Source organism: Streptomyces lincolnensis, assembly GCF_021173675.1.
In the GTDB taxonomy this organism is placed as follows: Bacteria; Actinomycetota; Actinomycetes; order Streptomycetales; family Streptomycetaceae; genus Streptomyces; species Streptomyces lincolnensis_B.
This window is the reverse complement of record NZ_JAIHON010000013.1, coordinates 92,036-103,079: the sequence shown is the minus strand read 5'-3', so window position 1 is coordinate 103,079 and position 11,044 is coordinate 92,036. Positions and strand designations below refer to the sequence as shown.

Sequence of the window (11,044 nt, the reverse complement as noted above, 5' to 3'; positions counted from 1 at the left end):
GGTGGCCATGGACAGGCCCGGGCTCACAGGGACTCAATAGGCTGCGAACAGACTTCGTGCCCCAACGACTTGGAGTTTTCGTGCATCGCAGAATCCTCGCGCCGGGCGCACTCGCCGCGGCCTCCTTGTTGCTGGCGATCCCGGCATCGGCCGCGAGCTTCGCCCCCGGCGCTCCGGGCATCGGCGATCCCTACTACCCGGCCTACGGCAACGGCGGATACGACGTCTCCCACTACGACCTCCGGCTGAAGTACCAGCCGGCCACGGACCGTCTGGAGGGCACGACGACCCTCCTGGCCCGCACCACCCAGGACCTGTCGCGGTTCAACCTGGACTTCCTGCTGGACGTCAGCGAGGTACGGGTCAACGGCGCGAAGGCGTCCTTCACGACCTCCGGCGAACACGAGCTGGAGATCACGCCGAAGACGCCGCTGGCCAAGGGCACGGCCGTCACCGTGGTGGTGCGCTACAGCGGGGTGCCGTCGGCCAAGGAGGCGTACGGGTTCAACGCCTGGCTGCGCACCCCCGACGGCGGGGTCGCGGCGGGCGAGCCCGAGGGGGCCTGGTGGTGGTTCCCGAGCAACGACCACCCGCTCGACAAGGCCACCTTCGACGTGTCGGTGCAGGTGCCCGACGGGCACCAGGCCATCTCCAACGGCACGCTCCAGTCCACGAGTTCGCGGGCCGGCTGGACCCGCTACAACTGGCGCTCCAACAAGCCGCAGACCACCTATCTCGCGACCCTGGCCGTCGGGCGGTTCGACGTCACGACCGGCACGAGCGAGAGCGGTATTCCGGTCATCAACGCCTACAGCAAGGACCTCGGCGACAACGACGGCGCGGCGCGGGCGAGCGTCGAGCGGACCGGGGAGATCGCCGACTGGCTGACCGAGTACTTCGGGCCGTATCCCTACAACGCGCTCGGCGGGTACGTGCCGAACACCCCGCAGGTGGGGTACGCGCTGGAGACACAGACCCGGCCGTTCTACAGCCCGCAGCAGTTCGCGCGAGGGTCGAACGTGTCCGTCGTCGTCCATGAGCTGGCCCACCAGTGGTACGGCGACGAGGTGTCGGTCAGGCACTGGAAGGACATCTGGATCAACGAGGGCTTCGCGCGCTACGCCCAGTGGCTGTGGTCCGAGCACGAGAACGAGGGGACGGCGCAGGAGATCGCCGACTACGTGTACGCCTCGCGGCCTGCCGACGATCCGTTCTGGACGGTGAAGCCCGGGGATCCCGGTCCGGAGAACCAGTTCCACCTCGCGGTGTACGACCGGGGGGCGCTGGCGCTGCAGGCCCTGCGGAACGAGATCGGGGACGCGGCGTTCTTCGCGATTCTCAAGGGGTGGCCGCAGAAGTACGCGCACGGCAACGCGTCGGTGGGTGACTTCCAGAAGTACGCGGAGGAGGTGTCGGGGCAGGCGTTGGCGGGGCTGTTCGACACGTGGTTGTTCCAGCCGGTGAAGCCGGGCGCTCCCGCGGCAAGGGCGGCTTCGATCGCCGGGGCCTCCGAGGAGGTTGTGCAGCCGAAGTCGTGGAAGAAGATCGCTGCGACGAATGACGTGCACGAGCATTAGGGGCGCGGATGGTTGTGCCTCGATTTGTCCGCTTGCGGCTGCGAGTTCGTTGTGGTTGGTCGCGCAGTTCCCCGCGCCCCTTTAGGGGGTTGCGGTGAGCCTTAGGAGTTCTGTGCTGTTGATCGCGTTCGTTTCTGTGGACGGGATGGTGCAGGCGTGGGCGCCTGCCAGGGTGCCGTATCGGGCGCACTGGTGCGGGGGTTGGCCGGTGAGCATGCCGTAGAGGTATGCGGCCGCGAAAGCGTCTCCCGCTCCGTTGGTGTCGATCACCGGGGAGGGGGGCGTGGCGGGTGGGATGTGGGTGAGGGTGTCGTCGGTCAGGAGGTATGCGCCCTCGGCGCCGGCCGTCGCGACGACCGTCCGTGCCCTGCCCCGCTCCACGATGCGGCGCATGGTCCGCTCGGGGTCGGGCAGGGCGGCGGCGGAGAGGAAGACGAGGTCGGCCGTGTGGGCGAAGGGCTCGTGGTAGTCGTTCTCGCCGTCCCAGTCGTGGAGGTCGGTGGAGATGGTCACGCCTGTCTCGCGCAGGACGGGCAGGGCGTGGGCGCAGGGTTGGGTGATCGAGACGTGGGCGTGGCGGCCGGCGCTGGCGAGGGCCCGGACGGTCGCCTCCGGCAGGCGGTCGTCGGGGTGGGAGCGGCTGGTGTCGTAGAGCGAGAGGCGGCGGCCGTCGGGGCCCACCAGGTTGACCGCGCGCTTGGTGCCCGCGGGCTGGGAGATCTCGGTCAGCCCGATGCCGTGGTCGCGGTGCAGTGCGCGGACCAGGTCGCCCTCGGGGTCGTCGCCGATCAGGTCGAGGTGGTGGGTGCGCAGGCCCAGGGCGCTCAGGCCGACGGCGACGAAGTCACCGGTCTGTCCGGCCCGGGTGCGGATCCCCGAGTCGATCATGTAGCTGTCGGCGTAGGGCAGCGGCAGCTCCGGCACGTACACGATGGTGTCCACGCCCGCGCCGCCCAGCACCAGCACGTCGATGTCCCGGTTCAACTGCCGCCTCCTTCATGGTCGTAGACCGTGACTGTGATCCCCTGTCGGGTCAGCCGCTCGATGATCAGCGGCTCGACGCGGGACCACTTGCCCCTGGCCAGACCGCACCCTATCCGTGGCGTGGCGCTCCGCTGGGTGGGGCAGGCACCTCGCCGTAGGACGTCCTGACCGTGGGCGTCTGCAGGCAGCACGTGGCTGGTCGCGCAGTTCCCCGCGCCCCTTCGGGGCGCATCCCCCGCCGTATGCCGACAAGCACACGGCCGGCAGACATGGGCGATCACCTTGACGCCCTTCACCGACGGAACGGTGGCGTCGCCTCGGATGTACTCGATCTCCCCCATGACGCCACCGTAGAGGTCGCCACTGACAGTGGCCCCTGGTCAGCCGGTGAGCCTGGTGAGTTCCTGGTCCGTGGTGCGGGCGACGCGGCGGCGGACGGCGAACCAGCCCGCGGTGAGCATCAGGGCGATGAGGGGGATGAGGAGGAGGGTCTTGCGGCCGACGTCCGGGTCGTTGCCCATGAGGGCGAGGACGGCCAGCAGGAAGGCGATCGTGGTGATCTCGGTGACCGGGCTGCCGGGGAGGCGGAAGGAGGGACGGGCGAGCAGGCCGGCCTTGGCGCGGCGGACGAAGACGAGGTGGCAGATCATGATGATCACCCAGGTGGAGATGATGCCGAGGGAGGCCACGTTCAGGACGATCTCGAAGGCCTGGCCGGGAACGAGGTAGTTCAGGCCGACGCCGAGGACGCACACCGCGCAGGTGAGCAGGATGCCGCCGTAGGGGACCTGGCTGCGGTTCATGCGGGCCGTGAACCGCGGGGCCGAGCCGGCCATCGCCATGGAGCGCAGGATGCGGCCCGTGGAGTACAGGCCGGAGTTGAGGGAGGACATCGCGGCCGTGAGGACCACCAGGTTCATCACGTCGCCCGCCGCCGGGACGCCGATCCTCGACAGGACCGTGACGAAGGGGCTCTCGTCGGCCGAGTAGACCGAGCCGGGGAGCAGCAGGGCCAGGAGGACGACCGAGCCGACGTAGAAGAGGCCGACGCGCCACATGATCGAGTTCACCGCGCGCGGGACGACCTTCTCCGGTTCGGCCGTCTCGCCCGCGGCGACACCGACCAGTTCCAGGGCGGCGTACGCGAAGATCACGCCCTGCATGACGAGGACGACCGGCAGCACGCCGTGCGGGAGGACTCCGCCGTTGTCCGTGATCACCGACAGGCCGGGGGTCCGCCCGTCCACCTCGTGCCGGGTGGCGAGCAGGAAGATACCGATCAGCATGAAGCCGACCAGCGTGGCGACCTTGATGATCGCGAACCAGAACTCCATCTCGCCGAAGATCCTGACGGAGATGAGGTTCACGGCCAGGACGACGGCCAGCGCGATCAGGGCCAGCGTCCACTGGGGGATGTCGGTGAACAGGCTCCAGTAGTGGGTGTAGAGGGCGATCGCGGTGATGTCGGCGATACCGGTCGTGGACCAGTTCAGGAAGTACATCCAGCCGGCGACATAGGCGCCCTTCTCGCCCAGGAACTCGCGGGCGTACGACACGAAGGAGCCGGAGGACGGGCGGTACAGGACCAGCTCGCCGAGGGCGCGGACCACGAAGAAGGCGAAGATCCCGCAGACGAGGTAGGCGAGCGCGAGCGCCGGTCCCGCGCTGTGGAGGCGTCCTCCGGCGCCCAGGAAGAGGCCGGTGCCGATGGCGCCGCCGATGGCGATCATGTTGACGTGGCGGGCCTTGAGGTCCTTGCTGTAACCGGCGTCGCCCGCGTCCGCGGGCACCCGGGCCGCCTCGGTGCGTGCGGCGGCCTGTGCCGATTCCACGGCGTCCTTGCTCACGGGTGGTTCCACTCTCTGGTGCGCCCCGGCGGGTCGCGCTCGGGTCTCCGGACGTGCCAAGGCCCGTGCCCTCGGTGGAAGGCACAGGCCAGGGGCCCACCTTCCCCGGAAAACACCCCGTATGCGGTGGCGGAGGTCACAGCGGGGCACATCTCACAGGAGCGGACCCCGTGATCGACGACGGTGCCCGAGAGGTTTCACACCATTGGTGAGACAGCGATACTGCTGCACATGACGACCGACGCCACCGCCGCCGGGGAGCCCGCCCTCACGATCGACGAGCTGGCCGCGCGGGCCGGTGTCACGGTCCGCACGGTCCGCTTCTACGGCACCAAGGGCCTGCTGCCCCCGCCGGTGATCGGCCCGCGCCGCGTGGGGCACTACGGCGGGGAGCACCTGGCCCGGCTGGCCCTGATCGAGGAGCTTCAGCACCAGGGCATGACGCTGGCGGCCATCGAGCGCTACCTCCAGCAGCTGCCGGCCGACCTCAGCGCCCACGACCTCGCCATCCACCGGGCCGTGGTCGCCTCCTGGGCGCCGGACGTGATGGAGACGATGACGCGCGAGGAGCTCCAGCGGCGGGCGGGACGGGCCCTGAGCGACGACGACGTGGAGCGGCTCGCCGCGATGGACGTCGTCCGGCGGGAGGACGCGGCCTACCGCGTGGATCTCGGGCTGCTCCGGCTCGGCGTCCGGCTGCTCGACATGCCGCTGTCGCAGGAGGCGATCCTCGCCTCGCGCAAGGTCCTCATCGAGCACTCGCGGGCCGCCGCCCACGAGCTGGCGCGGCTCTTCCGCGGCGAGGTGTCCGAACGGGACGCGCGGGACGTGAAGTCGCTCTCCGCCGACATGGAACCGCTGGTCGTGCAGGCCCTGTTGACGACCTTTCAGCGGTCCCTGAAGGAGGAACTGCGGGAGTGGTCGTCACAGGCAGACGGATCCGCCTGACACGTTGAGCGTCTGGCCGGTCAGGAATCCGCTCCCCTCGTCGACCACGTACAGCAGCGTCGAGACCAGGTCGGACGGCTCCTGGGCCCGCTGGTCGGCGGCGCCGCACCCCGGGCCGGGCGCGATCGCGTTGACGGTGATGTCGTAGGGGCGGAGGGCCGCCGCCAGGGCACGGGTGAAGCCGATCAGGCCCGCCTTCGAGGCGACGGAGGGGACCATCGTGGGCGGCGCGGTGAACACGGCCGACGAGGCGATGTTGACGATCCGGCCCCGGCGGGCGGCCTTGAGGTACGGCAGCGCGGCCCTCGTCACCACGAAGGGCCCCTCCAGATTGGCCCTCATGACCCGGCGCCAGTCCTCGACGGTCGTCTCCTCGAAGGGTTTCGCGGGGTGCACGCCCGCGTTGTTCACGACGACGTGCAGGGTGCCGAACCGGTCGATGACACGCTCCAGCCCCTCCTCCATCTGCGTCTCGTCGCCCGCGTCGCCGACGAGTTCGACGTAGTCCAGGATCCTCGCGGCGGTCTCCGGCTGCGGGACGAGATCGAGGCCGGCGACCCGGTAGCCGCGCGCGGCGAGCGCGATCGCGAACTCCTGTCCGAGGCCCTGCGCCGCTCCGGTCACCAGGGCGGTACGCGTCTCCATGCGGCGAGTGTGACGACCCGTCAGGCCACGGACAAGGGGGCGTTCCTGCACGGGGTGTTCGAGCACGGGGGCGTTGCGGGGTCAGGCCGACAGGGTTCTGGTCAGTTCCCGGGCCACCGCACGCAGGCGTGCTCCCATACGGTCCATGTCGAGACGGCGGGTGCCGCCGGTGACGGAGATCGCGGCGACGGGGCGGGAGCCGTGGCCGTGGGCGTAGACGGGGACGGCGACGGCCGAGACGCCGATCTCGGCCTCCTCCAGGTTGACGCCGTAGCCGCGGGCCCGGGTCAGCGCCAGGTCGCGGGCGAGCTGTCCCGGCAGGACCAGGGTGCGCGGGGTCAGCCGGGGCAGGCGGGTCGGCGCCCGGTGCTGCGGGCGGGGGTCGAGGGCGAGGAACACCTTGCCCGTGGCCGTGCAGTGGGCGGGCAGGCGGCCTCCGCTGCGCGAGACGATCGGGGTGGCACGGAGGCCGGTGACCTTCTCCAGGAAGAGCGTGTCGGTGCCGTCCGGGACGGCCAGATGCACGTTCTCGTGCGTCGCCTCGTGCAGGTCGCCCAGGTAGGGCAGCGCGGCGTCCCTGAGTTCCCGTACGGACGGCGCCGACTGGCCCAGCGCGAACAGCCCGATCCCGATGCGGTAGCCGCCGTCGGGGGTGCGCTCGACCAGCCCGAGGCGGACCAGTTCGGCGAGCAGGCGGTGCGCGGTGGGTTTGGGCAGGCCGGTGCGCCCGGCCAGTTCGGCGAGGGTGAGCGCGGTCCCGGCGTCACCGCAGGCGTGCAGCAGTGCCGCACCGCGGGCGAGCACCGACTTGGGCAGCGGACCGTCCGTCATGGGTCGATGGTGGTGGCAGGGGTGCGGGGGTGACAAGGTGCGGGGCGCGGTGGGTCTCCTACTCGCGCAGCGGCACGTCGACCAGGAGCGGTCCCGTCAACTCACCTGCTCCCCCGACCAGTTGGCGCAGATGGTCCGCGCTCTCCGCCCGGACCGCGTCGACGCCGAAGAAGCGGGCCGCCTGGGTGAAGTCCAGGGGGCCGAGGTCGGTGCCGGGGCAGACGCCCTCGCCGCCCCTGGCCGCGTAGGTGTCCTGGAGGGTGCGGTAGGCGCCGTTGTTCATCACCACGAACAGGACGGGGGTGGACTGCCGGGCGGCGCTCCACAGTCCCTGGAGGCCGAACAGCGTGCAGCCGTCGCCCAGTACGGCGACCACGGGCCGGCCCGGCTCGGCGAGGGCGCGGCCCACGGCGGCGCCGATCCCCCAGCCGAGGCCGCCGCCGACGGTGTGGGTGTAGCTGCCGGGGGCGTCGAGGCGCACCATGCGGCGCAGCAGCAGGCCCACGGTGATGGCCTCCTCCACGACCACGGCGTCCGGCGGCAGGCCGCGGGCCACCGCGTGGGCGGCGGCCCAGGGGGCGAGCGGGGCCGGGGAGTAGGCGGCGCGGGCCGCGGACTCGGCGCGGTCGCGGTCGGCGGTGTGCCGTTCCCCGGCGTGGAGCGTGCGGCTCTTGGCGGTGTGGGCGGGCACCTGGTCGCGCAGCAGGTCGGCGAGGCGGTGCAGGGAGGGGGCGAGTGCGCCGACGAGTCCCGCGGTGGCGGGGAAGTTGCGGCCGATCTCGTGCGGGTCCGAGTCGAGCTGTACGACGGTGAGGCCGGGTGGGAGGGCGGGGCCGGGAGTGTAGTGGTGGGGCGTGAAAGCGTGCGCGCCGGCGATCAGGACGGTGTCGTACGCGGCGAGCGTCTCCCTGATGGCGTTGTGGCGCGGCGGCAGCATCCCGGCGTACAGGGGGTGCGTGGTCGGGAAGTTCAGGCAGTCGGCCATCGGTTGGTGGTGGACGGTCGCGCCACACGCCTCCGCGGTGCGGACGAGCGCGCCGAGCGCGTCCTCGCGGCCCACTCCGTCACCGGCGACGATCGCGGGGCGGGTGGCCGCGCCGAGGAGTACGGCGGCCCTTTCGATGCCTGGGGCCGGGCCCTGTGGGGGTGGTGGGGTGCGGGCCGGGATCTCGACCTCGGTGTCCTCGTCGAGCAGGTCCATGGGGACGGAGAGGAAGACCGGGCCCGCGGGGGGTCGTGCGGCGAGGGCGAAGGCGCGGCGCAGGGCGAGGGGGAGGTCGTGGGCGTGCTGGATGTCGTACGCCGCCTTCACCGCCGGGGTCGCGAGGGCGATGAGGTCGCCGGAGAGCATGGGGTCCTGCTGGAGGTGGCGGCGGTCCTGCTGGCCTGCCGTCACGACGAGGGGGGTGCGGGAGCGGCGGGCGTTGAGCAGGCCGATGAGGCCGTTGGCGAGGCCGGCGGCGATGTGGAGGCTGACGAATGCGGGGCGGTGCGTGGCGCGGGCGTAGCCGTCCGCCATGGCTACGACGGAGCCCTCGTGGATGCCGAGGATGTACTCCGGGGTGGTGTGGGCGGTCGCGAGGGAGGCCAGGAAGGGGAGTTCTGTGGTGCCGGGGTTGCCGAAGACGCGGTCCACTCCCTCGTCGCGGAGGATGTCCAGGACGGCGGAGGCTGGGCGGTGTCCCATGCGGGGCTCCTCGGGCGCGGGAGGGAGCTTGTTCTTCGCCGGTCAGCGTGGGGGTGGGGGTGGCGGGGGCGCAAGGGGAGTGTGTCGCTCAGCGGTATGCGGGAGGGAGGGTGCGGCGGGGTTTTCTCGCCCCGCCTTTTTCTCGCCCCCGCCGCCCCTACCCGTCCCATCACCAGGGGCTGCCGCCCCTTCGACCCCGCCCAGGGGGCTCCGCCCCCTGGACCCCCGATCGGCCCTGAAGGGGCCTCGTCCTCAAACGCCGGACGGGCTGACAGTGCCCGGGACGGCCAAGCCCGCGGCCTCACACGCCGGACGGGCTGAAAATGCCGTGCCGGTTACGCGTCCTTGAAGGTCTCCCCCTTCTCCGCCTTCTCCAGCAGTAGTGCGGGTGGGGTGAAGCGGTCGCCGTAGCGGGCTGCGAGTTCGCGGGACCGGGTGACGAAGCCGGGGAGGCCGCCGTCGTAGCCGTTGATGTACTGGAGGACGCCGCCGGTCCAGCCGGGGAAGCCGATGCCGAAGATGGAGCCGATGTTGGCGTCGGCGACGGAGGTGAGGACGCCTTCCTGCAGGAGTTTGACCGTGTCGAGTGCCTCGGAGAAGAGCATGCGTTCCTGCATGTCCCGGAAGGGGATCCGCGCGTCCGCGCGCGTGAAGTGCTCGCGCAGGCCCGGCCAGAGGGCGGTGCGCCTGCCGGAGTCGTCGTAGTCGTAGAAGCCGGCGCCGCCGCTGCGGCCGGGGCGGTCGAACTCGTCGACCATGCGGTCGATGACGGCCTCGGCGGGGTGGGCCGTCCAGGTGCCGCCGGCCTCTTCGACGGCCCGCCTGGTCTCGCGGCGGATCTTGCGCGGGAGGGTGAGGGTGAGTTCGTCCATCAGGGAGAGGACCTTGGCCGGGTAGCCCGCCTGGGCGGCGGCCTGTTCGACGGAGGCGGGCTCGATGCCCTCGCCGACCATGGCGACGCCCTCGTTGAGGAAGTGGCCGATGACGCGGGAGGTGAAGAAGCCCCGGGAGTCGTTCACGACGATGGGTGTCTTCTTGATCTGGCGGACCAGGTCGAAGGCGCGGGCGAGGGCCTCGTCGCCGGTGCGTTCGCCCTTGATGATCTCCACCAGGGGCATCTTGTCGACCGGTGAGAAGAAGTGCAGGCCGATGAAGTCCGTCTGGCGCTCGACGCCTTCGGCGAGGGCGGTGATGGGAAGCGTGGAGGTGTTGGAGCACAGCAGCGCGTCCGGCTCGACGATGTGCTGGATCTCCTGGAAGACCTTGTGCTTCAGCTCCGGGTTCTCGAAGACGGCCTCGATCACCGCGTCGCAGCCCGCGAGGTCGGTGGGATCGGCGGCCGGGGTGATGCGGGCCAGTAGGGCGTCCGCCTTCTCCTGGGTCGTACGGCCGCGCGAGACCGCCTTGGCGCAGAGCTTCTGGGAGTAGCCCTTGCCCTTGGCGGCCGCTTCCAGCGACACGTCCTTCAGGACGACGTCGATGCCCGCGCGGGCGCAGGAGTAGGCGATGCCGGCGCCCATCATGCCGGCGCCGAGGACGGCGACCTTGCGGACCGGGCGGGGCTCGATGCCCTTGGGGCGGTTGGCGCCGGAGTTGACGGCCTGGAGGTCGAAGAAGAACGCCTGGATCATGTTCTTGGACGTCCGGCCGGCCGCCAGCTCCACGAAATAGCGCGCCTCGATGACCTGCGCGGTCTCGAAGTCGACCTGGGCTCCCTCGACGGCGGCCGCGAGGATGTTGCGCGGGGCCGGATAAGGGGCGCCGTTGGTCTGCTTGCGCAGGGTGGCCGGGAAGGCGGGCAGGTTGGCCGCGAACTTGGGGTGGGCGGGCGTGCCGCCGGGGATGCGGTAGCCGGGCTTGTCCCAGGGCTGCGACGACTCGGGGTTGGCCTCGATGAAGGCGCGGGCCTTGGCGAGCAGCTCCTCCTGGGTGGCGGCCACGTCGTCGATCAGGCCGTTCTGCAGGGCGCGCTGCGGGTTGTACTGGGTGCCCTGGAGGAGGACCTTCAGCAGGGCGTCGGCGATGCCGAGGAGGCGGACGGTGCGGACGACGCCGCCTCCGCCCGGCAGCAGGCCGAGGGTCACCTCGGGGCAGCCGATCTTCGAGCCGGGCGCGTCGAGGGCGATCCGGTGGTGGCAGGCCAGGGCGATCTCGTAACCGCCGCCGAGGGCCGCGCCGTTGAGCGCCGCGACGACCGGCTTGCCGAGGGTCTCGATGCGGCGCAGGTTCCGCTTGATGGCGAGACCGCCGTCGAAGAGGTCCTGGGCGGTCTCCGGTGTGACGCGGATCAGGTCGCGCAGGTCGCCGCCGGCGAAGAAGGTCTTCTTGGCGGAGGTGATGATGACACCGCGGATGGTGTCCTTCTCCGCCTCCAGGCGGTCGGTGATCACCGCGAGGGAGTCGCGGAACGCCTGGTTCATGGTGTTCGCGGACTGGTTCGGGTCGTCGAGGACGAGGGTGACGACGCCGGCGCGGTCCTGTTCCCAGCGGATGGTGGTGCTCTGTGTCATGACGGGGATCTCCGT

The 11,044-nt window shown here is 71.3% G+C and carries 8 protein-coding genes; 2 read left to right on the top strand and 6 right to left on the bottom strand.

Translation table 11 applies throughout. The features are described 5' to 3' along the window. The first annotated feature begins 80 nt into the window (after positions 1-80). Positions 81-1,577 carry a M1 family metallopeptidase gene (locus K4B79_RS34515; protein ID WP_232031301.1) on the top strand — a complete coding sequence of 499 codons (1,497 nt, stop codon included), beginning with the start codon at positions 81-83 and terminating at the stop codon, positions 1,575-1,577. Positions 1,578-1,658: 81 nt separating this feature from the next. Here K4B79_RS34515 and K4B79_RS34510 read toward each other — a convergent pair whose 3' ends face one another. Both K4B79_RS34510 and K4B79_RS34495 read right to left on the bottom strand, forming a co-directional pair. After that, the gene (locus K4B79_RS34510; protein ID WP_232031300.1) at positions 1,659-2,561 is read right to left on the bottom strand and encodes an adenosine kinase; all 903 of its coding nucleotides are present in this window, start codon (positions 2,559-2,561) and stop codon (positions 1,659-1,661) included. 380 nt (positions 2,562-2,941) lie between these two features. Further along, positions 2,942-4,408 carry an amino acid permease gene (locus K4B79_RS34495; RefSeq protein WP_232031299.1) on the bottom strand — a complete coding sequence of 489 codons (1,467 nt, stop codon included), beginning with the start codon at positions 4,406-4,408 and terminating at the stop codon, positions 2,942-2,944. 231 nt (positions 4,409-4,639) lie between these two features. Here K4B79_RS34495 and K4B79_RS34490 point away from each other — a divergent pair, with 231 nt between their 5' ends. Continuing rightward, positions 4,640-5,356, top strand: coding sequence for a MerR family transcriptional regulator (locus tag K4B79_RS34490; RefSeq protein ID WP_232031298.1), 717 nt, complete (start codon positions 4,640-4,642; stop codon positions 5,354-5,356). Here K4B79_RS34490 and K4B79_RS34485 read toward each other — a convergent pair. The 4 genes from K4B79_RS34485 to K4B79_RS34470 form a co-directional block, all read right to left on the bottom strand. Then, positions 5,333-6,001 (bottom strand): SDR family NAD(P)-dependent oxidoreductase, encoded by a 669-nt coding sequence (locus K4B79_RS34485; RefSeq protein WP_232031297.1) that lies wholly within the window; start codon positions 5,999-6,001, stop codon positions 5,333-5,335. The genes K4B79_RS34490 and K4B79_RS34485 overlap by 24 nt on opposite strands. Positions 6,002-6,082: 81 nt before the next feature. Continuing rightward, complete coding sequence (locus tag K4B79_RS34480) at positions 6,083-6,832, bottom strand: IclR family transcriptional regulator (RefSeq protein ID WP_232031296.1); 750 nt, start codon at positions 6,830-6,832, stop codon at positions 6,083-6,085. A 58-nt stretch (positions 6,833-6,890) separates the two neighbouring features. Further along, positions 6,891-8,519, bottom strand: a complete 1,629-nt coding sequence (locus K4B79_RS34475; RefSeq protein ID WP_232031295.1) for a thiamine pyrophosphate-binding protein — start codon at positions 8,517-8,519, stop codon at positions 6,891-6,893. 335 nt (positions 8,520-8,854) lie between these two features. Then, positions 8,855-11,029 carry a 3-hydroxyacyl-CoA dehydrogenase NAD-binding domain-containing protein gene (locus K4B79_RS34470; protein ID WP_232031294.1) on the bottom strand — a complete coding sequence of 725 codons (2,175 nt, stop codon included), beginning with the start codon at positions 11,027-11,029 and terminating at the stop codon, positions 8,855-8,857. Between the last annotated feature and the right edge of the window lie 15 nt (positions 11,030-11,044).

Excerpts from the sequence above, each read along its gene's own strand:
- K4B79_RS34490 (WP_232031298.1), top strand. The coding sequence starts at position 4,640 with ATGACGACCGACGCCACCGCCGCCGGGGAGCCCGCCCTCACGATCGAC.
- K4B79_RS34485 (WP_232031297.1), bottom strand. The coding sequence starts at position 6,001 with ATGGAGACGCGTACCGCCCTGGTGACCGGAGCGGCGCAGGGCCTCGGA.
- K4B79_RS34480 (WP_232031296.1), bottom strand. The coding sequence starts at position 6,832 with ATGACGGACGGTCCGCTGCCCAAGTCGGTGCTCGCCCGCGGTGCGGCA.
- K4B79_RS34475 (WP_232031295.1), bottom strand. The coding sequence starts at position 8,519 with ATGGGACACCGCCCAGCCTCCGCCGTCCTGGACATCCTCCGCGACGAG.
- K4B79_RS34470 (WP_232031294.1), bottom strand. The coding sequence starts at position 11,029 with ATGACACAGAGCACCACCATCCGCTGGGAACAGGACCGCGCCGGCGTC.